We start from the raw sequence: 24,821 nt of genomic DNA, 5'->3' as shown, positions 1-24,821 counted from the left end.
AGATAAGCTTTGCTGGTCCGCGGACGGCGAGAAAACGCTTATCCCTGCGCTACGGCTTTTCCGTCCCGATGATCCGGCGAGCGACCGAAGAGGACCTGCCAGAGATACAACGGCTTCAAAGGGCGGCATTCAAGGAGGAGGCCGAGCATGTCAACGATACCGAGATCAAGCCGATGACCCAGACCGTCGAGGGGATAGGGGAGGAGTTGAGGACATCCATCGTCCTCAACTACGTCGAGGACGGGAAGATCATCGGCTCCGTCAGGGCCAGGATGGAGGGCGATACCTGCCATATCGGCCGCTTGGTGGTGCTCCCGGACCGCTGGAGCAAGGGGATCGGGAAGGCCCTGATGATAGAGGTCGAGTCCCGCTTTCCGGAGGCCCAAGCGTTCGAGCTGTTCACCCGGGCTGACCATCCCAGGACCAGGCCGTTCTACGCCAAGCTCGGGTACCTTCCGTTCAAGACGGAGAAGGTGACCGACGCCCTGAGCTTCGTGCATCTGAGGAAGGAGAGGGCATAGGGCCCGATGCGTTCACCAACATGATTAATTTAGTATCAGGTCGGTTAGGTGGAACGTTGATCGACATCGAGGACGTGATGCTGCAACGGATAGAACAGCTGGAAGAGGACGACCCCGATCTGGAGACCGACTATGATCTGGTCGTGGAGGGCAATCGGGGGGTGATCACGATAAGCAGCGACGATGTCACCATCGGCGCCGAGTTCGTGGAATCGGACCTCAGCTGGGAGCGCGGCGATGCGGTGGAGGAATATAATGATGCCGCCGACGAGGGCCTCTACGTGGCGGTCATCGTCCCCAACGAAGCGTTCTTCGCCATAATGGACCGGGTGAACAAGCAGGGCCGGGAGAACATCGTGGTGTACAGCTACGAATCCCTGGGGATACTGTCCACGCCCATGGCGGGGTGACTGTCAATATTTCCCGTGCCAGGGCTGTCGAAAACATTATGTAGGTCAACCCTATTGATGGTCTCCATCCGCCACTGTGGCTTAGTGGTATAGCGACGCCTTGGTAAGGCGTAGGTCGAGGGTTCAATTCCCTCCAGTGGCTCCACAACTCATTATCATTGTGGGTTTTGTTTCTCAACCGGCTCGGTTTTTATATCAATGATTCCGATTCCGTTCCCAGTCAAGGGATGGGATCGGGATGAGACGTTCTTTAGCTCTAGTCTTAGCTGTATTGATGTTCAGCGGTGCGTGGGTGGCTGCCCCAGGCCTCTCCACGCAAGCGGCGGCCGCATCAGGTGACCTGACGGTCACCATCGCCAGCCCGGCGCACAACGCGGTCCTCGCTTCCCCGCTGGTGCCGGTGACCTGGACGAGTAGCGTTCCTGATGGGGACGTGTGGTTCTGCGAGGTACAATTGGATCAAAACCCCATACTGGTGGCCCAGACCACCGAAGGCCACCTGTTCCAGGGTGTCCCCGAAGGGTACCATACGGTCAAGGTGTGGATCTACAACCAGACCGGGGAGAGGGCGTTCGACTCGGTAAACTTCATCGTAGATACGTCCGATCCCTCGCTTAGCATAACCTCGCCGGCCAACGGTGCGTGGCTGAGCAGCTCCACGACGAACGTGACCTGGAGCGCCACCGATCCGTCGCTGATCGCCTTCTTCAATGTCAGCCTGGACGGCGGGGACGGCCAGTTGCTCCCACCTTCCAAAACATACATGGCGATTGATCTCGAAGACGGTCCCCACACTTTCGTCATAGAAGCTCATGACAGGATTGGCAACACCGCCGTCCGAACGGTCTCCTTCACCGTCGATACGATCGCTCCGGCCGTGGAGATAACGAGTCCTGACAATGGGACGGGGTTCAACCACGATGACGTCACCGTGTCCTGGTCAGGCTCCAGTACCGATACGACACTGGTCGGGTATCAGATATGGGTCGATGGGGTGAAGAACATCGACGCCGCCACGACCGCGCGTCAATTCACCCATGGCTACTCTGATGGGCACCATACCGTCACTATCGTGGCGGTGGACAAGGCCGGCAATACCGTCTCCGACTCCGTCACCTTCTTTGTGGACACCACCGAGCTCAGCCTCATGGCCCACACTCCCACCGGCGGCAGCGAGGCAATCGACGTCCTCATAGCCGTGCAGTTCTCTAAGGAGATGGACCACAGCGCCACTGCCATTACGGTCAGCGGGGTCGCCGGCACGATGCAGTGGGACGGCCTCATCGCTACATTCGTCCCGTCCTCTGCGCTGTCTTACGGGACTGGATACACCGCCACTGTCACGGGAGAGGACCTGGTGGGCAACCCCATAACGTTCTCGTGGTCGTTCACTACCACTGACCTGGGCACCATCACCGGCATCGTCAGGAACAGCAACGGGAACCCCCTGGAGGGGGCGACCGTGACCCTGGACGACGGCCAGTCGTTCGTCACCAACGCCACTGGCAGGTACTACTTCCAGGCCTCCGCCGGAACCCACGAGCTGACCATCGCCAAGTCCGGCTGGGCCTCCCAGACCCTGCAGGTCGACCTGGCGGCAGGGCAGTTCTGCGAGATGGGCGACCTGACCATGGCCCCCAACGATATCCTCACCATGCTAGGCATAGTGGCGGCCGTGATCGCGGTGGTCATCGTGGGCATCATGGTCTACCTCGGCCGGCACCGCAAGGGCGGCAGACGGCGCCCCCCGGCCCGCGCCCCCGTCCGTTCCCGGAGGGGAATGTCCGACCTGCAGAGGAGGGCCATGCAGAACAGCCGGCGCATCGACGACGATGACGACGGCCTCGACGGCCTGGACCGGCTGTGACCCAACCTTTTCCGCATATTCTCTTCCGCCGGTGGCCCGACCGGACCACCGGGGCTCGGCCTAACGCTAACAGCACGAAAAGAGGACGAGTTGAGCTGGTTCAGGCGGACCCGGGCACAACGACGAGCATCACCACGAGCAGGCAGACGTACAACAGCAGAAGGAGGATGTCCCTCCCTTTCTGCACCATGTTCCCCACCATACCGCCGTACATGCTCTTCCCCACCTTTCGCTGTGCCCGAGAACCCCCTGCGCTAACGCTTTTGTAAAGACCGATACAAATAGATTGTCATGATAAAATAATTATCTTCTATGATAATCATCTTTTGAACAGCTGCCTCACTTCATCCTGTACAGCACGAACCCTGACCATATCTTCGGCCAGAAGTAGGTGGTCTTCTTGGGCATCTTGCGCCCGGCCATGGCCACTTCCCAGGTCTGGTCCAGCGACGGCGCGCGCACCGCGATGCCGAGGCCCGCCTCCCCTGCCCTCACCTGCTTCTCCACCGACCCCAGGTCGTGGTCGTACACGAGGTCCAGCTCCTCGTCCGGGGGCAGGGCCCGCTGCACGCACTTGAGCAGGACCTCCTGACCCACATAGGTGTCCACGGTCCACAGGATATCCTCCGGCGGGGCGGTGAACCTGGCGACGACGACCTCTCCGGATGGCAATATAATGCCGAAGGTAGGCTCCTTGGCCGCGGCCATCGCCGCGTTCATCTCCTCCACGTCCTTCAGTTCGCGCACGGAGAACTGCGCGGCCAGGGAGTCCAGCAGCTCCCCCTCGTTCACCTTGAGGTTCCTGACCATGCGATGGGTCGGACGCACGAACATGCCCGTATCCTGAGAAGACACCATGGTGCACAGTACGTACGCTTTCCTCTCGTCCCCGGGGTTCTCCTGGGAGTACCGGTACGAGGTCTCATAGCGGTGGTGTCCGTCGGCGATGAGGATCCTCTTGCCGCGCAGCATCTTCCTGATGGCGTCCACCGTTTCCCGGTCGGAGATGCGGTACAGCTCATGGACGGTGCCCGACGCGTCGGTGTGCTCGAACAGCTTCCCGGCGGTCTTGGCAACATCGTTGAGGTCGATCTCCGACCGGTCGAACAGCCCGAAGATGGACTCGCAATGCGTGGCCGTCGCCCTCAGCAGGTTCAGGCGGTCCTCCTTGACCTTGGGGAACGTTTCCTCGTGAGGTATGATGTTCCCGGCCTCGTAGCCTTCCGCTCTCAGCGCCCCGATGATGCCGTTCCGCACCAGCCACTTCCCGCGGTCCTGAAAGCTCTGCCGATAAATGTAGTAGCAGGGCGCCTCGTCCTGCACCAGCTTCCCGGAGGAGATCCAGGAGTCCAGTTCCTCGGCCGCCTGGACGTACTTCCCGTCCACCCCTCCCAGGGTGATCCTGGTGATGTTGTACCGGTGCGACTGGTAGCGTTTCAGCTCCGCAGGGGAGATGATATCGTACGGCGGGGATACCCGCTCCCCGATGCCCTCGTCCTTGTCAAGAGCGGGCACGAACCCGCGGAACGGCTGGAAGTCGACCATGTGCGTATCGCCTGGGGGATAACGTTCATCCCCTCAATATGGTTGCGCCATCAGGCGCGGTCCCGGAGCGCCTCAATTGGACCTTTTATGCTCCACGGCCAGGAACGCCGCGGCGATGGCGCTGACCGCCACCAGGGCCGAGTAGATCAGGGAGAGGTTCGCCAGCCCCAGGGTGCCGATGAAGAGCCCGAAGGCCATCAGGCCGGCCACTATGCCGACGGCGAAGCAGGTGTTGTACAGCCCCGTGGCCATACCCTCGGTGCCCTGCTCGATGCGGCCCAGGGCGCTGATCAGCAGCGGAAGGCTGGTGGCAAAGAGTATGCCTTGGGAAAGGCCCATGAGCGCGCCCACCCCGGTAGTAGCTACGAAATCGTCCGGGACCACCAGCAGGGAGAACAGCATGGCGTACACGATGCTCGAGACGATCATCGGCCACTTTCTGCCGATGCGGTCGGACAGCCTCCCGAACAGGGGCTGGGAGAACGCGTAGGGGATGCTAACGGCGGCGAAGAACACCCCCACCATCACGGCGTTGGCGGCGAACCTCTCGGGGAGGTAGACGGCGTAGGCAGGTTCCAGGAAACCGAACCCCACCGCCCACGCCACGATGACCAGGACGGCGGACAGCACGGTGCGGTCCCTGAACAGCTTCCTCCACGGAAGGCCCCTGCTGGGAGCGATCCTCCCTCGGCCCTCCTCGTCGACGGAGCGCAGGGCGAAGTAGGCGAACACCGCGACCGCGATGACCACTGTCGTAGTGACAAGGAACGGCAGGGCATAGCCGCCCCATTCCATCAGCAGGCCCCCCATCACGGGACCGGCGACATAGCCGCCCCCCTGGGTGGCGGTGACGATCCCCAGGCTCCCTCCCATGCTGCCGGAGGCGGCCTTCTCCGAGACCAGCGCCAGGCCGGCGGTCATGGTGCACGAGGAGGCCAGCCCCTGGAGCCCCCTGGTGAGGACAAGCTCCCATTTTTCCGTGGACATGGCGAAGGCCAGGGTGGAGGCGGCCATTGCTACCAGCCCGAGGACGATGAACCTGCTCCGGCCGTACCGGTCGGACAGTATGCCGATGGGCATCATCGAGACCATCTGGGCCGCGGGGTATGTCGCGAAGATGATGCCGACCTCCAGGTCCGACGCCCCCAGGCTGTAGGCGTACGATGGCACGACGGGGACAATGAGGCCATATGTCACCGCCTCCATGAACAGGGCCACAGCTACCACTGCAATTATCAGGGGCACTCGGTTCGGCCGGGGGCCGATGGGCATGCCGGCTACAATCGCGGTGGATTATTTCAGGATGCCGACATGATCTGGACGGGCTAAAGGGACGACATCATCGAGGAACGGAAGACGGGAAACGCGTTCGGACGCAAGAGAACAATGAGCCAGAAGCCAGGCCAATTTGGGAAACTGTGGCTTCGGCCGATGGGACCATAGGAGGATTCAGGCAGAAGAAACAAGCCAAACTTCCGCCCGGTTGTCAGACCTTGATATCAGATGATTGCTGATGACCCCATCGGCCGCCAGAGAGCAATATCACAGCATCTCATCCCACCTCATGCAAGGCAACGGGATGGCCTGGCCGTAGCCCCATGGCCGGTAGTGATAGGCGATATGCCTAGCGCTCTCCGCCTCCGTGGGCATCCCTCCTTCTGGTCCTTGCGGCCCCAATCCCCCCAGCTCGAGGGACGACATGCGGAACGGGCCTTCTGCCGCACCTTCGCCGTCGTACGGCTTTCTGGCCCCGTTCCTCTTTCTCCACATGTGGCTCACCAAGTCGATTACCAAGTTATTGGAAGGATGATATATCCAACCCATGAGCTAAGTTGGATTATATCTCCAATAGTGTATCGGCTCTACGATTATTTAATGGTTTTTAATTGCAACGATGCTGTCGCCGACGGTCCAAAAATATCCGTGGCAGTAGTGGCCCGTTCTTGGAGGAAGGGCGGCATGTAGATGAGCACGGCTCGGCTAAAGGATCGATCCACGGCATCGTTCTACCGCATTTACCATCGGCTGGGGCCCCACGAAAGCCCAAAATCCGTCAGCGGACAAGGCGCTGGCATGTGAGATGTTCCCTCGACGTCCGCCGGGATTGAAACCGGACGATATCCATGTTGACATCTAATAATAATCATTATCAATTACTAGTCATAAATATATACGCGTAGCAGCATTAGCTCACTGCTATTGGATGTAATATCCAATTGAATCTTTGGTTGGATGACGATCTCATCCAGTGTCGAGGTGAGGGGTTCAATGAACGTGAAGACTAGGAATGCCGTGATAGCTATTGTTCTGGTCGCCGCGCTGGTGCTAAGCGCGACGGCATTCGTTCTATATGAAAGCATGAAAGGGGACAACAACACGCCAGCAGCTATCACGGATGGCATTGGGAGGACCGTCAAGTTGGACCAGCAGCCGTCCAAGATAATCTCTACGAGCGATACGACCACAGCGATGATATTCGCGCTGGGCCTGGGGAGCAGGGTCATAGGGGTCAACGGGGACGGCAATTACAACGTTCCCGACACGGTCATAGGTTTGACTACGACCGGCGACTTTCCTAAGGTCGTGAGGGAAGAGCTGGCGAAGGAGAAGGAGGGAAAGTCCAGCACGATCAAGAGCGTAGGAGATACTTGGGGCCAGAACGTGGAGACACTAGCATCCATGGGTCCCGATCTTGTCGTACTTGACTACAACTCCTACACATATTCTGGGATAAAGGACCGGCTGAGCGACTTCGGCATTGAATACATCGTCACGGGCGAAGAGATGGACCTGGATGATATTTTGGATAACGTCAAGCTTCTTGGGCAGGCCCTCGGCAGGAGCGCGACCGCCGAGAAGGTGATCGATGAGATGAAAGAGGTCATGAGCTCGATCAACAACAAGGTCAAGAGCGCCACCACGGAGCCGAAGGTGGCGTTCCTGTTCATGGCTGCGGAGCCCTACTATGCGATCGCCAGCGGCACCTTCATGCATTCCCAGATAGAGCTTGCAGGCGGTCAGAACGCTTTCGGGGCCCTGTCCGGGTGGGCAGAGACCGCAAAGGAGGGAGTGCTCAGCGTGAACCCTGACATAATCATCGTCGACATGGATATGGGAATTGGTTCCAGCCCCGACTATGGTGCGATGTGGGCGTCCATGCAGGCAGACCCCATATGGAGCCAGATAAACGCGGTCAAGAACGGGGATGTATACTTCCTCACGGGATCGGCCAGGGCGGTGACCGAGAACGCTTCCCTCCGGATCGTTGAGGGGGCGGCGCTTATGGCCATGATCCTGCACCCCGAGCTGTACGAAGAGGACCTCCCGCAGATCATCGGTGATGAGTACCAAGAGTACCTTGATTAGGGAGGCATAAAACAATGAGCTCAGAGGGCGTGTTCGGGGGGTGGGGCCGCAGGTCAGCCTCCGGCGAGGGTGCCATACGCACCGTCCGGGGGGTCAAGCATGCGAAGGCAAAGCTCCTCGTCATACTCCTCATGGGCTCGGTGAGCTTGGGGATCCTGGTGATCATGTCCTTGACCTTCGGGACGATACAGATCTCCTTCCTCGACGCGTTGAGCTCGACCACCTCGCTCATCCTAAAATTCGGGAACCCAGCACCGGGAAACTTGAACGAGCTGGTGATCTACCACCTCCGCATGCCCAGGGCGCTGGCCGTCATCGCGGTGGGGGCGGGCCTCTCGGCCGCAGGCGCGGTCATGCAGGCCCTCATACGCAACCCCTTGGTGGACCCGTATATCACCGGGGTCTCGTCCGGCGCCAGCTTCGCGGTCACCCTGGCCATGCTGGGGGGAGTGTTCCTAGGAGGGGCTTTCTCCTACTTCACCATCCCGATCTCGGCGATCATCGGGGCGATAGGGGCGTTCTTCCTTACCATGGTCCTTGCTGAGGGGGCGGGCGGAAAGGCGATGAGCTATGTCCTCTCTGGCGTAATCATCGGGATAGGGCTCAGCGCTGGAACGACCCTGCTGATGACCTTCAACGCTGAAAACGTCCACATGACCTTGTTCTGGATGTTCGGCTCGTTTGCCGGCATAGACTGGACCGACGCGCTGTTCATCAGCATCCCTATAGCTATCTGCCTTCTCATCCTGCTGTTCTTCGCCAGGGACCTGAACACCGTCCTGCTGGGCGACGAGCAGGCCCAGCAGCTGGGGCTCAACACGAGGAGACTGAAACTGGCCATGGTGATTCTGGTCTCCGTCCTCACGGCTATGTGCGTGGCGTTCTGCGGTGTCATCGGCTTCGTCGGCCTCATCGTGCCCCACGTCGCCAGGATCATCATTGGAGGCGACCACCGGCTGCTGCTTCCGGCGTCCATGATGATCGGGGCCAACGTCCTGCTGGTCGCGGACATAGCGTGCAAGACCCTGATGAGCCCGGCGGAGCTGCCCATCGGCGCGATCATCGCGGTGATCGGGGTCCCGTTCTTTGCTTATCTTATGTTGAGGGAGGGAAAGCGGTATGCAATGTGAAGAAGAGATAACGGTGAAGCTGGACAACATATCCTTTGGCTACACATCGACGAAGAAGACGCTGAAGGACATCAAGATCGAGGCGGGGAAGGGTGAGTTCATCGGCCTGATGGGTCCGAACGGTTCGGGCAAGACCACCCTGATGAGGTGCATCAACAGGCTGCTGTCCATCCAGGAGGGGCTGGTCCTTCTATGCCACAAGGACGTTCGCACCCTGACCATGATGGACATAGCCAGGCTGTGCACGACCATCCCGGCGGACGTGCCTGACGACTTTTCCCTGGTGGTAAGGGACTTCGTGACCCTGGGCAGGACCCCGTATGTAAGCAATTGGTGGTGGGAGGGCGACGAGGACGAGAAGATCGTCAACGACGCGCTGGAAGAGTTCAAGGTCACCGATTTCGCCGACCGCAGGCTGAATGAACTAAGCAGCGGGGAAAAGGCGAGAGTGCTCCTGGCGAAGGGCGTGGTGCAGAGGCCCCGGGTCATGCTGGTTGACGAGCCGTCCGCTCACCTGGACCTCAAGTACAAGCTGCAGGTGATGGAGTCCCTCCAGGCCCTCTCCCGGAAAGGCATCACCGTGATCACTGCGTCGCACGACATCAACCTGCTCACCAAGTACTGCGACAAGGTCATCCTGCTGAGCAAGGGAGGGATAGTGGACTACGGTGCCCCCAGCGATGTGGTCAACGAGGAGGTCATCAAAGCCGTCTATGGGGTGGAGGTCTCCATGGTCACCAAGGACGGCACCCTGTTCGTTCTGCCGCTGAAGCCGTCGCGCGAGGGAAGCATGCCCCCATCTGGGTGAGATGAATGGGGAACAAAAGACCGCTGTGAATGTTACGAAGAGGGTTACAATGACTGCAGTCACATGGCAAAGCGTAATGGAGCAGGAAGTGGTGGAGAAGGAACGAAGGCTCATCCGCAGGTTCCAGAGCGGGGAATGTCTCTATCGGCAGGGCCGGGTCCTGATGCTCATCCTGCCCGAAGGAAGGCGCACCCTGGTGACCTCGTACATGAACGGCGGGTACCAGGAGGGCCTTCAGGCCGTTTTCAACAGCCAGACCATCGACGGCGACCACGCGCTGGTGAAGATCGAGGACTATTCCCAATTCCTGAGGGCGACGGCGGAACAAGTGGGTCTGGACCCCGAACGCTGCGCCGGCCTGTCCACCGCGGCGCGCATGGACAATGCCGCCCTCGTGACCAAGAGGTTCAAGGCCACCGAGGTGACGGCCATCGTCACCGCGGGTATCGAATGCAACGGCGGCAGGGCCGGCGACCCCGCAGCCTACAATGAGGTGAGGGGAGTGGAATTCCTGGGAGGAACGATCGTCACCATGCTGCTGATCAACGGCGACCTCCCCCGGCAGACCATGGCCAGGGCGATCATGACCGCTACCGAGGCGAAGACCTGCGCGCTGCAGCAGCTCATGGCCCACAGCCGCTATTCGACGGGGATAGCCACGGGCTCGGGGACCGATCAGATAGCCATCATCGCCGATCCCGGCAGCAGCAACCGCCTCACCGACGCGGGAAAGCACTCCAAGCTGGGCGAGCTGGTCGGCCAGTGCGTCATCGAGGCCACCTCTCAAGCGCTGGACAAGCAGAACGGGCTCAACCCCCTATCCCAGAGGAACGCCCTGGTCCGCCTGCAGCGGTTCCGCGTCACGGAACGGGACATATGGATGTCCTCCCAGAAGTTCCCCGGCAGCTGCGGGGAGCAGGACTTCCTGCGCTCCCTGAGCGCTCTCGCGGGAAGGCCCGACGTGGTGGCGGCGACCGGCTCCATCCTCCACCTCATGGACGAGATATCATGGGGCCTCATACCCGAAGATGTCGGAAGGCGCATGGGGGCCGCGCTGGTGAAAGACCTCCCCCGGACGCTGAGCGCACCCCATGAAGGCCTCCCGGACCTCATGGTGGATGAGACTGCGGATCCCGTCCCCAATCTGGTCGACGGACTGGCCCAGATGGCGAAGTACGGCCGGTGGTGCACATGACCAAGACCAGGCCGGTATATCCCTTCTCGGCGATAGTCGGGCAGGAAGGGATGAAGGAAGCGCTGCTGCTGAACGTCATCAACCCCTCGATAGGGGGCGTCCTCATCAGGGGAGAGAAGGGGACCGCGAAGTCGACCGCCGTGAGGGCCCTGGCCGATCTTCTCCCAGAGAGGAAGGTGGTCGCAGGCTGTCCCTGCGGCTGTAAGTGGGGGGACTGGGACCGGGCCTGCCCCATCTGCATCGAAAGGAGGGAGGGGGGCGAGGAGCTGAAGGAGATGGCGGTGCCGATGAAGGTCGTAGAGCTGCCGCTCAGCTCCACCGAGGACCGGGTGGCGGGGACGCTGGACATAGAGCACGCCCTGAAGACCGGGAAGAAGAAGTTCGAGCCGGGAGTGCTGGCCAAGGCCAACGGGAATATCCTCTATGTCGACGAGGTGAACCTGCTGGACGACCACCTGGTCGATCTGCTCCTGGACGCCGCGGCCATGGGGACGAACTTCGTGGAAAGGGAGGGAGTGTCCTTCGCCCATCCCGCCCGCTTCACCCTCGTGGGCACCATGAACCCCGAGGAGGGCGACCTTCGCCCTCAGCTGCTGGACCGGTTCGGCCTCCTGGTGGACGTGAAGGCCGAGCAGGACGCCACGAACAGGATGGAGGTAATCAGGAGGCGGATCGTTTTCGAGAGGGACCCCGAGGGTTTTTGCGAGGAGCACAGGGAAGCGCAGGAAGACCTCCGGAGCGAGATACTGGCGGCCCAGCGGAGGCTGGCCGACCTGGCCGTCAGCGACGAGGTCCTGGAGACGGCGGTGGAGATCTCTCTGCACCTGGGGGTGGACGGCCACCGCGCCGACCTGACCCTGGTGAAGGCCGCCCTCGCGTCCGCTGCCCTGTGGGGAAAGGAGCAGGTGGGGCGGGAGGACGTGATAAAAGTGTCCCCTCTGGTCCTTCCGCACCGCATGCGGAGAGGCCCGTTCCAGGACTCCAAGCTGGACATGAAGGAGCTGGGAGATTGGCTTCAGGAACGCTTCCTGCCGGCGTGAGGCGCTCCTACCCCTTCACCGCCGTGGTGGGCCAGGACACGGTAAAAAAGGCGTTGCTGTGCGCCCTCGCCTCCAACAGCATCAGCGCCGTCCTCATCACGGGCCCCGCCGGCACCGCCAAGACCACCATCGCCAGGGCCCTGGACGGCCTGGTGCCCGGCTCGAGGGTGATCAACCTTCCCCTCAACGCCACCGAGGAGCAGATCGTCGGGGGCATGGACCTGGAGGCGGCGCTGGTATCGGGCGAGAAGAAGGCCCAGGCCGGCATCCTTCACAGGGCGGACGGCAACATACTCTATGTCGACGGGATCAATCTCCTGCCGGAAAGGCTCGTGCACACCGTGCTCGACGCGTCCTGCCGCCAGCACAACCTGGTGGAGAGGGAAGGGATCTCCTGGAGCCACGAATGCCGCTTCCTTCTCGTGGGCACCATGGACCCCCGGGAAGGGGAGCTGTCCCCGCACCTGATGGACCGGTTCGACATCTGCGTGTCCGTTTCTGCGGCCGACCGCGTCGAGGAGAGGGTGGAGATACTCCGGCGCGGCCTCAGCTATGAGCGCGACCCCGCCGCTTTCCGGAAAGATTACTGCAATAGCGAGGAGGAGGTCAGCGCCTCGGTGCTGAAGGCCCGGGAAAGGGTCCCATATGTGATCATCCCCCCGGGGCACTACGACGCCATCGCCAAACTGTGCCACGATCTGGGCGTGGAAGGCCACCGCGGCGACATCGCCCTGGCCCGCACGGCGTCCGCGCTGGCGGCACTGAGGGGAAGGGACCAGGTCGTCCTGGACGATCTCCAGGAGGCCGCCCCGCTGTGCCTGGAGCACCGCAGGAACGACCAGGCCCGGGATGACCCTCCCCCGCCCCCGGGTGACCGGAGCGATCCTTCCGAACCGTCCCCGGACGAGGGGCCCAGAGACAGTAATAAAGGTCGCAGCGAGGACCGGGAAACTGGTCCGCCCCCGGAGGCCGAACCCTCTCCGCCGCCATCTCCCAGCAGCGGCCCCCAGGAGCGCGTCTTTACCGTCGGCAGGCCCTTCACGGTCATCGACTACATCGGGGACGGCGGGAAGAGGAGGGACGTTCCCTCGGGTCACGGCAAAAGGGACCGGACCGTCACCTCGGACCGCTCGGGCCGGTACACCCGGTTCCGGGTCCCTCAGGGGCCGGTGAGGGACATCGCTTTCGATGCCAGCATCCGGGCGGCGGCGCCATACCAGCGGTCCAGGCCCCGCGGGGACCTGGCGGTAGCGCTGGACGTGCAGGACCTGCGGGAGAAAGTAAGAGAGAGGAAGCAGGGGACCAAGATATTGTTCCTAGTGGATGCCAGTGGGTCCATGGGGGCCCGTCAGAGGATGACCGCGGTGAAGGGGGCCATACTGGCCCTGCTGCAGGACGCCTACCAGAAGAGGGACGAGGTGGGCATGATGGCCTTCCGCAAGGAGAGCGCCGACCTGGTGCTCCCCCTGACCCGGAGCGTATATCTGGCCTCCCGGAAGCTGGAGCAGATGCCTACCGGGGGCCGGACTCCTCTGGCGTTGGGCCTTGCCAAGGGCTGCGAGCTGCTGATGAAGGACGACCCGCGGGGGCCCCGGGAGCGCCCGGTCATGGTCATCCTGACCGATGGCAGGGCCAACGTGCCCATGGGGGGCGGCGAGCCCTTCCAGGAGGCTCTTTCCGTCGCTCGGAGGATGGCGGGCTCGGGCATACGCTTCGTGGTCGTCGACACTGGCTCCGGCTGGCCCCGCCTGGACCTGGCGATGCGCTTGTGCGGAGCCCTGGAGGGCACGTACTTCCGCCTCGAAGAGCTGGACGCCGACTATCTGGCTTCCTCGGTGAGGGCGGTGGTGGGAAAATGAACGAACTCAGGTGAGAGAAAATGTTCCAGATCGCGATATACGGCAAAGGGGGCATAGGGAAGTCGACCGTCTCGGCCAACCTGTCCTACGCTCTGGCCAAGGAGGGCAACAGGGTGCTTCAGGTCGGCTGCGACCCCAAGCACGATTCTACCAGGCTGCTGTTGGGGGGAGCGGCCCAGCGGACGGTATTGGGCTACATCAGGGATGTCCCGCCAGTCCAGCGCCGCCTGGAGGATGTTCTCCAGGAGGGGGCCCTGGGCATCAAGTGCGTGGAGGCCGGCGGTCCCGAGCCCGGGGTAGGCTGCGCGGGGAGGGGGATATTGACCACCTTCGATGTGCTGAAGAAGCTCGGCCTGGACGATCATGAGTTCGACATCAAGGTATATGACGTCCTGGGCGACGTGGTCTGCGGGGGCTTCGCTGTTCCCCTGCGGAGGGAGTACGCCGATGCCGTCTGCCTGGTGACCTCCGGGGAGTTCATGTCGATATACGCGGCCAATAACATCCTGAAGGGCGTCCGGAACTTCGACGGGAGCTCGGCCAGGGTGGCCGGCCTTATCTTTAACGGGCGCGGGCTGGAGGGAGAGGACGAGATGGTGGAGCGGTTCGCCCGGGCCGTGGACCTCCCCATACTGGCCAGGATCCCCCGCAGCGCGCTGTTCGCCCAGGCCGAGAAGGAGGCCCGCACGGTCATGGAGATGTTCCCCGATTCCGTTCTGGCCAAGGTCATCGGGACGCTGTCCCGGCACGTCATCCGAGCCTCCGAGGACCCCAGCGTGCTGAGGGCGGCCAGGCCTTTGGACGACGATCAGCTGAATGCCCTGGCCGCCGGCAGGCCCGTCCCCATGGCGGAGGTGCGGGAAGAGCCCCCTCGGCCCGCGGACGAACAGGCGTGCCCAAAGGCCGCGTTGGCGCGGTGCGAGCCGCCGCAGCTCCCCGCGGCCCCGCAGGACCGGAAGGTCGTGCACACCTGCGCCACCAACGGGGCGGTCTACTGCACCTCCCAGATCGACGGCGCGGTGACGATAGTGCACGGGCCCCGGAGCTGCGCGCACATAATGTCATCCAGCAGCGACTACTACACTCTGAGCTCCTGGAAGAGGAACGGCGAGGTCCAGTTCGGTCCGGCGGCCGCCAGGGTGGCCTCCACGGACATGGACGACCACCTGTCCATCTTCGGCGGGGTCGCGGAGCTGGAGCGCCTGATCAGGGAAGAACTGGATAAGGGCTTCCGGACCGTGTTCGTGGTGACGACCTGCGCCTCGGGTATAATCGGCGACGACGTCGCGTCCATGGCCAAACGTGTAGAGGGCGAGTTCGAGGGGGCGGAGGTGAAGGTCATCGAGTCCGACGGGAACATCACCGGGGAGTGGGACCAGGGATACCTGGACGCAGTGGGGAAGGCCATCGAGCTGGTCGACCGCGCCGTCCCCGCCGAGAGCGGCATGGTCAACATCATCGCGGAGAGGGATTTCTTCAACTACAACCGGGAGAGCAATTTCAAGGCCGCCCGGGAAGTGCTCGGGGGCCTGGGCCTGGAGGTGAACTGTCGGTTCCTGTGCGAGTGCGACATCCCCTCCATCAGGTGGTTCCAGCGGGGCGGCCTCAGCATCATGGCCCAGGACGACGCCATGTCCCGGCAGATATGCGAGATGCTCAGGGACCGGCTGGGCGCGCGCATCTTCGATCTTCCGCTGCCGGTCGGCCTCCACGAGACCGTGGCCTGGGTCGAGAAGCTGGCGGGTCAGATGGGGAGGGAGGCGGCAGGCAGGTCCATGGTCACGGAGATAAGGGAGGAGTATCGGAAGGGAACGTCCGAGCTCCGGCCCCTGCTCAAGGGCAGGAAGGTCCTGGTATCCGACAACTACTCCCAGGACATCGACTGGCTGCTGGACCTGCTCCTGGACCTGGACATGGTCGTTCTGAAGGCGGGCCTGGGCCCGAAGCACATGCCGGACAGGTCGCGGCACCGGAGCTCGATAGTGTTCCAGGAGGATTATTCGCCGGAGGACATGAGGCCGGACATTGACGCGATGCGCCCAGACCTGATACTGGCGGACCATAGGCTCCCCCAGGACCTGGCATGCCGCTGCGATATCGTTCACCGTCCCGATGTGGGGGTACGCTCGTCGATCGCGCTGGCCAAGCGGTGGGCCGACATAATCAGGCTTCCGGCGGTGGAGGGTTGGAAGGACGGGGAGGAGCTCTGATGGGCGTCGACCCCGACGGCCTCACGGGCAGCCTGCTGGCGGTGGAGAGCATACCCGACGCCCGCGTCGTATTGAACGGGCCGGGGGGTTGCCGGCACTATCACTCTTTCCTGTCCGAGGTTCACCATCCCCGGTCCTCCCGAGACCGTCCTGAGTTCATAGAGCCGTTCTTCTTCGGGCAGCCCAGGGTCCCCTGCACCTATCTCGACGAGGACGACTATATACAGGGCTCGGCGGAGAAGATGGAATGCATCCTGCCCTCTGTGGAGAGGAAGGGGGACAGCCTGGCAGTGGTGATAAACGCCCCGGGGGCGGCCCTGATCGGCGACGACCTGGAAGGCGTGATCGCCCGGAGCGGTCTCTCCGAGAAGGTGCTGGCCATCGAAGGATCGACCTTCTCTGCCCCCCTCTCGACCAGCTACGACGCCACCATCCGTTCGGTGCTGGAGTGGCTCGACCCTCCCCGCGTCCGGAGGGAGGCGGGGTGCGTCAACCTCCTCGGCCTGCCCATCACCAACAAGGACTGGAAGCATGCCGTGGCCGGGCTCCGCCTGCTGCTCGGCCTGATGGGCCTGAAGGTGATATCGGCACCGGGGGCCGGGTGCACCGTCGAGGAGCTGCGCGGTTCGGTGAAGGCCTCCTGCAACATCGTGGTATCGCCGGAATACGCCTCCGCCACCGCTGACCTCTACCGAGAGAGGTACGGCATACCCTGCGTCACATGCGAAGAGGGGGCCCCCGTAGGCTTCAGCGCCACGGAGAGCTGGCTCCGCGCGGCGGCCTCGGCGACGGGGGCCGATCCCTCTGAGGCGCTGGTCAATGTCAAGCACCACCGGGAGATCTCGGTCCAGCTGCTCAGGGAGTTCCAGTCCCACACTACCCTGCCCAAGGGAGCTACGTTCGCGGTCAAGGCGGACAGCTCGGTGGCGCTGCCCCTCGTCAAGTGGCTCCTCAACTATCTGGGGATGGTGCCGGCGTCGGTGCAGCTGAGCCCAGGGGCATGCCGGCCGATGGCCGGCGCCCTGCGCTCGTTCCTGGAGGACAGCGGGTTCGGGGACGCCTGGGAGAAGAGCATCGACGAGGCCAGGCCGGATGTGGCGCTCGCCGACGGCCACACCGCCAGGCTGATGAAGGGGATGGGCGCCTGCCGCGTAGGGGCGGACATCTCGCTGCCGTCCCTGGACAAGTTCGATTTCATCCCCCGTTCCATCTTCGGGCCCCAGGGGGCGATGTACCTGCTGGACGAGATCGTGAACGGCCTCTGAGCTCCGGCCGCGACCTCCCGGATGATGCCGGCCGGCTTAACGCCGGTCATCCCCGTTCATGCGCGCCCCTCTGCCGCGGGCGCATAGTTGTCCCCGTGGCCCACCAGCTTGTTCCCGTCGTTCCCGAGGATCTGCGACAGGGCCTTCAGGCTCAAGGTGTCGCAGAGCCTCTCCGCAAGCTGGACGTTCTCCTCTTTGGCGCTGCACACCGCGTCCCTCACCAGGTACGGGGAGAGGCTCTTGTCGAAGGCCCCGTAGTATGTGGCCAGGACGCATTGCGTGGCGCTCAGGCCCATGAGGACCACGGTGTCGCACCCTCTTTCCCGGACGATGCGCTCCAGGTCCGTCCCGTTGAACGCGTTCATCTGGTCCTTGACCACTTTGCCGTCGGCCTCCGCGGCCGCCAGGCCAGGATGGAGTTCGAACCCCTTGCCGCCGGGCTCAAGGCCCAGGGCCGGGCATGCGTGGTAGGTAAATATCACCGGCGCCCCCGCCGCTCTGAACAGCGAGACCGCCTCGCGCATGTACCCCAGGCGTTCCTCCACCGAGCGCTTCAGTCCGCTGGACATGTCCAGCCATCCGTTCTGTACGTCTATTATGACCAATGCCGCTTTCATATTTTCAACTCCTTTTCATCGCTCCTCAGATGCTGCTCTTCCTCAGCACGTGCATGCTGGCGAGATAGAAGAACGCCCCGAACCCGACCAGGACCACCAGGGAGATCCATGGGAACGGCTGCCCCAGGGCCGCCGACCGTATGCATTCGCTGGCGTGGGTGAGGGGGAGCGCGTACAGCACCGCCTTCAGGAAATCAGGGACCTGGCTCAGGGAGAAGAAGGTGCCGCACAGGAAGGTCATGGGCAATATGACCATGCTGTTGAAGGTGGACATGCTCTGGTGCGATCTCACCACCAGCGCGGCGAAGACCCCCAGAAAGGAGAACGCCAGGCACGAGGTGATCAGGGCGAGGATGAAGAGGGGATCGATGATCAGCTTCGGGGATATGAAGGCGCCCATGATAATGATGGCACCGCAGCTCAGCAGGCCGCGGAGCACTCCCAGGAGGGCCTTCCCGACTATTATGGAGGAGAAGCTGACCGGGGACATCAGGATCTCGTCGAAGCTCTTGTAGTATAGCCGGTCCACGTTCAGCTTCATCGCCGCGCCGCTGAAGCTCACCGACATGGAGGTAAGGGCGACTATCCCCGGTATGATGAAGGCGAGGTAGCTGACGCCATCGACGGTGACGCCCTGGCCCAGGCCGTAGCCGAACGCCAGGAGGTACAGGACCGGGGTGATCAGGCTGGTGACCAGTATGGAGGCCCAATTTCGCCTGAGGAAGCGCAGCTCGGGCCACAGCACCGAGTAGACGTCCCGGAGCGAGAACGCCATCAGGCATCACCGACCTTCTGTCCGGTCAGTTCCACGAAGACATCCTCTAGGTTGGAATCGCGTATGATGATGGTCTTCTCCTCGTCGGAAAGTTCCTGGACATAGCTGGTGGCCCCCGCCCGGTCGGCGAAATAGTGGTAATTGGTCTCCTTGTTCTCCCCGAGCAGCTCCACGGTGGCCATGCCCAGCTTCTGCCGCAGCTCCATGGGAGTGCCCAGGGCGATCAGGCGCCCGTGGTCCATTATGCCCACGCGGTGGCACAGGGCCTCCGCCTCCTCGATGTAGTGAGTGGTGAGGAACACCGTGGTGCCGTCGAGGTTCAGGCGGCGCACCAGGTCCCAGAGCCGCCGCCGGCTTTGGGCGTCCAGCCCCACCGTCGGCTCGTCCAGGAAGAGAACCTTGGGCCGGTGGATCAGCGCGCAGACCACCGCCGCCCGCTTCTTCATCCCTCCCGACAGGCTGTCGACCATCTTATCCACATGGTCCTCCAGCCCCACGTACCCGATGAGTTCGTCGATGCGCTTGTCGCGCTCAGGACGCCCGATGTGGCGGAGGCGGGCATGGAACACCATGTTCTCCCTGACGGTCAGGTCGCGGTCCAGGCTGTTGTGCTGCTGCACCACGCCGATGAGGCTCTTCATCCCCTCCGCATCCCTCACCGTGTCAAGGCCGCCGATGCGGACGCTCCCGGACGTCGGCTTGGTCAGCGTGGTCATCATCCTGATGGTGGTGGTCTTGCCGGCCCCGTTGGGCCCCAGGAACCCGAATATCTCCCCGGCGCGGACGGACAGGTCCAATCCTTTAACGGCGGTGACGTCCCCATACTGCTTCGTCAGCTTCTCGATAACGATGTAGTCCTCCAATCCCTTCCCTCCCTCATTTTGGCTCGTTGATCTCTTCCAGGGCCGTCTCGGCGTCGAGGTAGACGGACTGTATCCTCCGCCTCATTTCCTCGTCCGCCTCCCACAACCCTCTCTGGATCGCTTCCAGCAATCGGCTGGCCATCTCCCTGAGGGCGTAGGGGTTGCTCTCCTCGATCCACTTCCTGGTCTCCTCATCGAACAGGAAGCGCTCCGTGATGGACCGGTACATCCACGGCTCGATGATGTCCGAGGTGGCGTCCCAGCCGATGACATACTCCACCAGCTTGGACAGCTCCTGCGCCCCCCTGAAACCGTGCTCCTTCAGGCCGTCAAGCCACTTGGGGTTGAGCACCCTGCTGCGGAAGACGAACTTGCTCTCCTCCTCCACCGTCCTGGTCTTGAGGCGCTGGGGGTCCGAGCTGTCCCCCATTATCGACAGCGGCTTCCTTCCGCCGAACGCCCTCACCGCGGCGTTCATGCCGCCCAGCATGGTGTAGTCGTCATCTATGTCCAGAAGATCGAACTCCCGGTCCTCGTGGTTCTTGACCGTGACGTTGAGCCGGGAGAGCTTTTCCTTGAAGACCTCGGGCACCTTCTCTCCCCGCCACTCCCTCCCGTAGGCGTGGCAGCCCCAGGTGACATAGGTCTCGGCGAGGTCCTCGGTGGTGGACCACTTCGAGGACTCGATGAGCACATCCACCCCCGCCCCGTGGTCCCCGGGCGGGTCGCCGAATATGCGGACCATGGCCCTGGCCCGGGCCTCCCGGGGGGCGAGGCCCCTGCGCAAGGCCGCTTGAATGTCCTCCCTCAGGTGCATGGCCAGGTAGTTCTCCTCGTCCGACTCGTCCAGGGAAGCGATGGTCTCCACGCCCTCATCGATCATGTCGATGAGGTTGGGAAAGGTGTCCCTGAACAGGCCGCTGATGCGCAGGGTCACGTCGATGCGAGGCCGGCCGAGCTCGGGGATGGGTATGACCTCGAGACCGGTGACGCGCCCGCCGGAGGCGCTCCATCTCGGCCGCAGCCCCATGAGCCACAGGATGTAGGCAATGTCGTCCCCTCCCGTCTTCATGGTGTCGGTGGCCCAGACCACCATCCCCACGTTCTTGGGGTAGCACCCCATCTCCTTCACATGGCGCTCTATCATCTGATCGGCCATCTTCCTGCCCAGCTCCCAGCAGGCCGGGCCGGGGATGGCATTCGGATCGATGGAGTAGAAGTTGCGCCCGGTCGGCAGCAGATGCGCGTTGCCCCTGGTGGGGCACCCGGACGGTCCCGGGGGGACATACCCGCCGTCGAGTCCCCGGAGCAGATTCCCGATCTCATCCTTCGTGCCCATGATGTCGGGATAGATCCTGTCGCAGATGTACAAGGCGACATCGAGCAGCCCGCTGCCACCGGGGAACGATGCCTTCACCATGTCCAGACATGGCCCCTTTTCGAACCCCGCCCCCATCATCTTTTCCAAAAGCCGATGGCAGTCCCCGTCGACCTCGTCCAGGAGCGAGCCTTTCAGCGCCCCGCTGCCAAGGTGCACTTCTGATGGATGGTCCTGGAGGTCCCTGAGGTCGAGCCCCTTGGCCCCGGCCACCGCGGCCCGGAGGGAAGGCACCGGCCCGTTCTGCAGGCGGGTCAGGGAGTAGAGCATCTCCTCCAGCCTCGCCCCTTCGGGCGGCCTGCCCATGATGTGCAGGCCGTCCTTGATCAGGGCGTCCTTGGTCTCCAGCACGTAGTCGTACAGCCGGTCCATTCGCTCGGTCAGGTCCTCCGGGGACGCGTCCGCGGACAGCCCGATCTCCTCGAGCATGGAGATCCTTCTCACCAGGCCGTGGATGCTCTCGGCGAGGGCCCGCGCCTTGTCGCCCTGCCCCCCGTTGGCGGCGTGCAGATAGGCCTGCAGGTCAGCATCGAGATCCATCAGCTCGTCATAGCTCCCCGCCCTGGTCATGGCAGGGATCAGGTGGTCCACGATGGCCGCCGAGCTCCTCCGCTTGGCCTGGACCCCCTCCCCCGGATTGTCCATGATGTAGGGGTTGAGGTTGGGGACACTGCCCAGCACCACGTCGGGATAGCACTCTTTCGAAAGCCCCACGTTCTTACCGGGGAGCCATTCAAGGGTCCCGTGGCAGCCCATGTGTATGATGGCGTGCGCCCCGAAGACCTCCTTGAGCCACCGGTAATACGCCAGGTACTGGTGGGGCATCACCACGTCTGTACTGTGGTAGAGCGTCTCCGCCTGCGCATGATACCCGCGATTGGGCTGGAAGCCGATGAACACGTTCCCGTTGCGTACCCCCGGCACGATCAGGCGCCCGTCCACGTTGTACAGTTCCCCCGGGGGCTGCCCCCAGTCGCGGCACATTGCTTCCCTGGCCCGGGCGGGGACGGCATCGAACCATTGACGGTACCGGCCCTCTTCGACGGAGTCTGCGGCCCGTTCCTTTATTTCCTGGGAGGAGAGCCACTCGACGTCGTTGGTCACTCCCTTCATGATCTCGTCCAACAGCTCCTTGCCGTGGGAGAGCGTTCTGTCCAGCGTGTAGCCGCGGTCCTTCATGGCCCGGAGGATCGAGGCCACGCTCTCGAAGGTGTCCAGTCCGGCGGCGCCCCCCACGCGGTCGTTCTTGGGAGGGTACATGTACAGCAGGATGGCCACCTTCCTCTGAGCGACCGGCGTCCGCCTCAAGTCCCCCCATGCCTTGGCCATGGAGGCAACCCTCTCTATCCTGTCCGGCATGGGCACGAACTTTCGCTTGCCGTCGGCGGCGGTTTCGGTGCAGGCTATGGGGACGGCGATGATCTGCCCATCGTACTCCGGCCACACCACGTTCGTAGATATCTCCACGGCCCCCAGGCCGGTGAGGCTTCCCTCCCATTCGGTCCGAGGCTTCCACAACGTCATGGCCTGAAGGACCGGGACGTTCAGGTCCCCGAAGAAGTTGTGGACGGCCGCCCGGACGCTCCCGTCCCCGGGGGTCGACAGAGACAGCTGGGAAAAGCCCATGTTCAGGATGACCGCGTCGACTCGCGATGCATTTCCGTCCATGAAATATCGGTCCACCACTGCCCTGATGCCGATCGATCCAGAAACGGGGTTGGGGGAGGCGATGAAGAACACCGGGATGACGTTCGCTCCTATCCGCTCAAGCTCCCTGATCAGCGCGTCCATGGGCTCCAGGTCGTTCGACAGCCAGTATCCCTGGAAGAACATGACTCCCACGGTGGGGCGGGCCGGGTCCAGGGTCCCCAAGTAGGTCGGGAGGTCGACATCCCTGGGATGGTCCGGGTGATAGATCCCCTCGGTCCTCTGCCTCTGGGGGGGCGGGACCTCCACATCGAGCCCGCTGATGACGCGGCACGCCCACAGCAGCAGGCCCCGCTCATTCTCGCCGCCGCCCAGCTCTATGTAGGACCTCAGAAGCCCGTAGTCCTCCGAGGTCCCCTTGAACAGGCCGCGTACCTCCGCCGCCACCTCGGGCATGCCGCTGTTGATGAACACCAGCCCTTTCGCCCTTTCCGCCGCCGCCCTGAAGCGGTCCCATTTCTTGAAATGCGTGGTGTCGCTGTGCAGGCGAACTATCACGAGGTCGGCCTCCGCGACCAGCTTCAGCATCTCGATGAAGGACCTCTCGTTCGCATCGAGGTCCTCGGAATCGGCGCAATGGACCTCGATGTCCATCCCCACATCTCTCAGCGATCTTGCAGGTGGCAGAATGTTGGAGCTGTCCCTCGCTCCGGCCGCGATGTTGACGATCTTCACGCTCTCCACGCCCCCGCCGCGGGAAACCCGCTCATCTCCCCTCATCGCTTCAGCGAAGGAGCGATGATCGGCCCTTTTGCCGAAGAACCTGAAGCGGTCCCCGTGAAACCTTCTCCAGTGAGTTCTGGACCGAAAGTGGGATATATCGTCCAGCTTATTAATGCTTCTCAATTGATGATAATGATTATCATTTATTGGGCAATTATATGTAGAGACCCACCCATGCGGAATCCGAAGCGCGATATCTGGTGATAGGGAGGGGAGCTATCGGCAGTGGCCTAGTTAGTACCCCGCGGCGGGCACGAAGGGGATGATACAGGGTGTACCCGGAAGAGGACATAGTGAGATGGACCAAGCAGATGAAGACGATAATCGACATCGTCTACGCGAGCGACGTTCACCTGACGGCCGACGAGATATTCCTGGAGTCCAAGAAGACCCTCCCCAACATCAGCCTGGGGACCGTATACCGGAACCTAAACAGGCTGAGCGCGCAGAATATGATATCGATCGTGCCCAGGGGGGCGGTGAACACCTTTTCGAAGCCTCATGACAGCAGTGCCTACTTCGAGTGCGACAGGTGCCACAAGCTTTACCGCATCCCCTACAGCACTTTCGGGCTGAACGTATCGGATCTGTCCAGGAAGAGCGGCTTCAGGGTCGGGAAGACCACCTTGAACATGAGCGGCGTGTGCAGGGAATGCCTGAAGAAAATGTCCGTCGAGGGCGAGCCGCGCCCGCCGGTGGCCGTTGATATGCACTGACGGTCCTTTGATCGCCGTCCACGTTCAAGAGGATATTATAGGTAGCAGCAATTACTACCGCTCTTTATGGGCGCGAGCATCAGGCGGTGGACCAAGCAGATGAAGACGATAATCGACATCGTCTACAACAGCAATGTCCACCTCACTGCCGACGAGATCTACGTTGAAGCGAGAAAGGTCCTGCCCAACATCAGCCTGGGGACCGTATATCGGAACCTCAACAAGCTGAAGGCGCAGGGGATGGTGTCCGAGGTCCCCAAAGGGCCCCTCAATACATATGCCAAGCATCCCGACAGCAATGCCCATTTCGAGTGCGAGAAATGCCACCGGCTGTACTGCATACCCATGGACATGAGCGTTTACGACCTGTCCAGGAAGAGCGGCTTCCAGGTCAACCGGTGCTCCCTGAACATGAGCGGCATCTGCAAGGAATGCGAAGAGAAGGCGAGTGAGGATTGACCTCCGCCTATATACTTCTAATAAGAAGCTTTATTAGTAATTCATCTCATTAGCATCCAGGTTGGATGTATCGTCCAATGGGGATGAAGCAAGGGATGAGGGAATTGGCCGGAGCGGCATCCAGATGCTCTCTTCGCGCCTAAGTCCGCAGCAGATCACGAGGAGAGTGTAAATAAAATGCACATCATGGAAGGATTCCTGCCGCTGGAGTGGTGCCTGGTATGGTTCGCCATCTCCATACCCATCGTGGCATGGGGGGCGATCAAAGTGATCAGAACATTGAGAGAGCATCCGGAGCAGAAGATGATCCTGGCGGTGTCGGGGGCGTTCGTGTTCGTCCTCTCGTCCCTGAAGCTGCCGTCGGTGA

The 24,821-nt window shown here is 62.4% G+C and carries 21 protein-coding genes and 1 tRNA gene; 15 read left to right on the top strand and 7 right to left on the bottom strand.

What is annotated here, in order from left to right; all coding sequences use genetic code 11:
• Positions 1-68: 68 nt before the first annotated feature.
• The 4 genes from WYS_RS11125 to WYS_RS11110 all read left to right on the top strand — a co-directional run bounded on the left by WYS_RS11125 (position 69) and on the right by WYS_RS11110 (position 2,798).
• Positions 69-521 carry a GNAT family N-acetyltransferase gene (locus WYS_RS11125; protein WP_019178249.1) on the top strand — a complete coding sequence of 151 codons (453 nt, stop codon included), beginning with the start codon at positions 69-71 and terminating at the stop codon, positions 519-521.
• A gap of 56 nt (positions 522-577) precedes the next feature.
• Entirely contained in the window at positions 578-931 is a 354-nt protein-coding gene (locus WYS_RS11120) for a hypothetical protein (protein WP_019178248.1), read from the top strand.
• Positions 932-1,001: 70 nt separating this feature from the next.
• A tRNA-Thr gene (locus tag WYS_RS11115) sits at positions 1,002-1,076 on the top strand.
• Positions 1,077-1,223: 147 nt separating this feature from the next.
• Positions 1,224-2,798, top strand: coding sequence for a carboxypeptidase regulatory-like domain-containing protein (locus WYS_RS11110; protein ID WP_162137736.1), 1,575 nt, complete (start codon positions 1,224-1,226; stop codon positions 2,796-2,798).
• Between the two features lie 339 nt (positions 2,799-3,137).
• On the opposite strand, the gene WYS_RS11100 is transcribed toward WYS_RS11110, so the two are convergent.
• From WYS_RS11100 to WYS_RS11090, 3 genes are all read right to left on the bottom strand, one after another.
• On the bottom strand, positions 3,138-4,343 hold the full coding sequence (locus WYS_RS11100; protein ID WP_019178246.1) for a DUF1015 family protein: 1,206 nt from the start codon (positions 4,341-4,343) through the stop codon (positions 3,138-3,140).
• Between the two features lie 72 nt (positions 4,344-4,415).
• Entirely contained in the window at positions 4,416-5,615 is a 1,200-nt protein-coding gene (locus WYS_RS15205; RefSeq protein WP_019178245.1) for an MFS transporter, read from the bottom strand.
• A gap of 270 nt (positions 5,616-5,885) precedes the next feature.
• Positions 5,886-6,137, bottom strand: a complete 252-nt coding sequence (locus tag WYS_RS11090) for a hypothetical protein (protein ID WP_049796350.1) — start codon at positions 6,135-6,137, stop codon at positions 5,886-5,888.
• A 474-nt stretch (positions 6,138-6,611) separates the two neighbouring features.
• Here WYS_RS11090 and WYS_RS11080 point away from each other — a divergent pair, with 474 nt between their 5' ends.
• The 8 genes from WYS_RS11080 to WYS_RS11045 are packed head-to-tail and all read left to right on the top strand — an operon-like array spanning position 6,612 to position 17,216.
• Positions 6,612-7,709 (top strand): ABC transporter substrate-binding protein, encoded by a 1,098-nt coding sequence (locus WYS_RS11080; protein ID WP_162137735.1) that lies wholly within the window; start codon positions 6,612-6,614, stop codon positions 7,707-7,709.
• Between the two features lie 14 nt (positions 7,710-7,723).
• Complete coding sequence (locus tag WYS_RS11075) at positions 7,724-8,839, top strand: FecCD family ABC transporter permease (protein WP_019178241.1); 1,116 nt, start codon at positions 7,724-7,726, stop codon at positions 8,837-8,839.
• Positions 8,829-9,647, top strand: coding sequence for an ABC transporter ATP-binding protein (locus WYS_RS11070; RefSeq protein WP_019178240.1), 819 nt, complete (start codon positions 8,829-8,831; stop codon positions 9,645-9,647). Before WYS_RS11075 ends, WYS_RS11070 begins: the two co-directional genes overlap by 11 nt.
• A 49-nt stretch (positions 9,648-9,696) precedes the next feature.
• The gene (locus WYS_RS15200; protein WP_162137734.1) at positions 9,697-10,842 is read left to right on the top strand and encodes an adenosylcobinamide amidohydrolase; all 1,146 of its coding nucleotides are present in this window, start codon (positions 9,697-9,699) and stop codon (positions 10,840-10,842) included.
• Positions 10,839-11,882, top strand: coding sequence for an ATP-binding protein (locus WYS_RS11060; protein ID WP_019178238.1), 1,044 nt, complete (start codon positions 10,839-10,841; stop codon positions 11,880-11,882). The genes WYS_RS15200 and WYS_RS11060 overlap by 4 nt, the downstream gene beginning before the upstream one ends.
• Positions 11,852-13,741 carry a VWA domain-containing protein gene (locus tag WYS_RS11055; protein WP_081579962.1) on the top strand — a complete coding sequence of 630 codons (1,890 nt, stop codon included), beginning with the start codon at positions 11,852-11,854 and terminating at the stop codon, positions 13,739-13,741. The genes WYS_RS11060 and WYS_RS11055 overlap by 31 nt, the downstream gene beginning before the upstream one ends.
• A gap of 20 nt (positions 13,742-13,761) precedes the next feature.
• Entirely contained in the window at positions 13,762-15,951 is a 2,190-nt protein-coding gene (locus WYS_RS11050; protein WP_019178236.1) for a nitrogenase component 1, read from the top strand.
• Positions 15,951-17,216, top strand: coding sequence for a nitrogenase component 1 (locus WYS_RS11045; protein WP_049796349.1), 1,266 nt, complete (start codon positions 15,951-15,953; stop codon positions 17,214-17,216). Before WYS_RS11050 ends, WYS_RS11045 begins: the two co-directional genes overlap by 1 nt.
• 56 nt (positions 17,217-17,272) lie before the next feature.
• On the opposite strand, the gene WYS_RS15195 is transcribed toward WYS_RS11045, so the two are convergent.
• Genes WYS_RS15195 through cobN form a run of 4 tightly spaced genes read right to left on the bottom strand, consistent with a single transcriptional unit; the run spans position 17,273 to position 23,402 of the window.
• Positions 17,273-17,833 (bottom strand): isochorismatase family cysteine hydrolase, encoded by a 561-nt coding sequence (locus WYS_RS15195; protein ID WP_049796348.1) that lies wholly within the window; start codon positions 17,831-17,833, stop codon positions 17,273-17,275.
• A gap of 25 nt (positions 17,834-17,858) precedes the next feature.
• Positions 17,859-18,608 (bottom strand): ABC transporter permease, encoded by a 750-nt coding sequence (locus WYS_RS11035; protein ID WP_019178233.1) that lies wholly within the window; start codon positions 18,606-18,608, stop codon positions 17,859-17,861.
• Positions 18,608-19,471: an ABC transporter ATP-binding protein gene (locus tag WYS_RS11030; RefSeq protein WP_019178232.1), complete on the bottom strand. Its 864-nt coding sequence runs from the start codon at positions 19,469-19,471 to the stop codon at positions 18,608-18,610. Before WYS_RS11030 ends, WYS_RS11035 begins: the two co-directional genes overlap by 1 nt.
• A 13-nt stretch (positions 19,472-19,484) precedes the next feature.
• On the bottom strand, positions 19,485-23,402 hold the full coding sequence (gene cobN / locus WYS_RS11025) for a cobaltochelatase subunit CobN (protein ID WP_147654274.1): 3,918 nt from the start codon (positions 23,400-23,402) through the stop codon (positions 19,485-19,487).
• 149 nt (positions 23,403-23,551) lie between these two features.
• On the opposite strand from cobN, the gene WYS_RS11020 reads away from it, so the two are divergent.
• The 3 genes from WYS_RS11020 to WYS_RS15190 all read left to right on the top strand — a co-directional run.
• Positions 23,552-23,995: a Fur family transcriptional regulator gene (locus tag WYS_RS11020; RefSeq protein ID WP_019178230.1), complete on the top strand. Its 444-nt coding sequence runs from the start codon at positions 23,552-23,554 to the stop codon at positions 23,993-23,995.
• A gap of 66 nt (positions 23,996-24,061) precedes the next feature.
• Positions 24,062-24,454 carry a Fur family transcriptional regulator gene (locus WYS_RS11015; RefSeq protein ID WP_019178229.1) on the top strand — a complete coding sequence of 131 codons (393 nt, stop codon included), beginning with the start codon at positions 24,062-24,064 and terminating at the stop codon, positions 24,452-24,454.
• A 177-nt stretch (positions 24,455-24,631) separates the two neighbouring features.
• Positions 24,632-24,821 (top strand): energy-coupling factor ABC transporter permease (locus WYS_RS15190; protein WP_187120177.1); only part of this gene is annotated, 190 nt, incomplete at its 3' end.

The organism is Methanomassiliicoccus luminyensis B10, from assembly GCF_000308215.1.
GTDB lineage: Archaea > Thermoplasmatota > Thermoplasmata > Methanomassiliicoccales > Methanomassiliicoccaceae > Methanomassiliicoccus > Methanomassiliicoccus luminyensis.
The sequence above is the reverse complement of the archived record's forward strand: the minus strand, read 5'-3'. Positions and strand labels throughout refer to the sequence as shown.

Coding starts and splice junctions, on each gene's coding strand:
- WYS_RS11125 (WP_019178249.1), top strand. CDS start 69: ATGATCCGGCGAGCGACCGAAGAGGACCTGCCAGAGATACAACGGCTT.
- WYS_RS11100 (WP_019178246.1), bottom strand. CDS start 4,343: ATGGTCGACTTCCAGCCGTTCCGCGGGTTCGTGCCCGCTCTTGACAAG.
- WYS_RS15205 (WP_019178245.1), bottom strand. CDS start 5,615: ATGCCCATCGGCCCCCGGCCGAACCGAGTGCCCCTGATAATTGCAGTG.
- WYS_RS11080 (WP_162137735.1), top strand. CDS start 6,612: ATGAACGTGAAGACTAGGAATGCCGTGATAGCTATTGTTCTGGTCGCC.
- WYS_RS11075 (WP_019178241.1), top strand. CDS start 7,724: ATGAGCTCAGAGGGCGTGTTCGGGGGGTGGGGCCGCAGGTCAGCCTCC.
- WYS_RS11070 (WP_019178240.1), top strand. CDS start 8,829: ATGCAATGTGAAGAAGAGATAACGGTGAAGCTGGACAACATATCCTTT.
- WYS_RS15200 (WP_162137734.1), top strand. CDS start 9,697: ATGACTGCAGTCACATGGCAAAGCGTAATGGAGCAGGAAGTGGTGGAG.
- WYS_RS11060 (WP_019178238.1), top strand. CDS start 10,839: ATGACCAAGACCAGGCCGGTATATCCCTTCTCGGCGATAGTCGGGCAG.
- WYS_RS11050 (WP_019178236.1), top strand. CDS start 13,762: ATGTTCCAGATCGCGATATACGGCAAAGGGGGCATAGGGAAGTCGACC.
- WYS_RS11045 (WP_049796349.1), top strand. CDS start 15,951: ATGGGCGTCGACCCCGACGGCCTCACGGGCAGCCTGCTGGCGGTGGAG.
- WYS_RS15195 (WP_049796348.1), bottom strand. CDS start 17,833: ATGAAAGCGGCATTGGTCATAATAGACGTACAGAACGGATGGCTGGAC.
- WYS_RS11035 (WP_019178233.1), bottom strand. CDS start 18,608: ATGGCGTTCTCGCTCCGGGACGTCTACTCGGTGCTGTGGCCCGAGCTG.
- WYS_RS11015 (WP_019178229.1), top strand. CDS start 24,062: ATGGGCGCGAGCATCAGGCGGTGGACCAAGCAGATGAAGACGATAATC.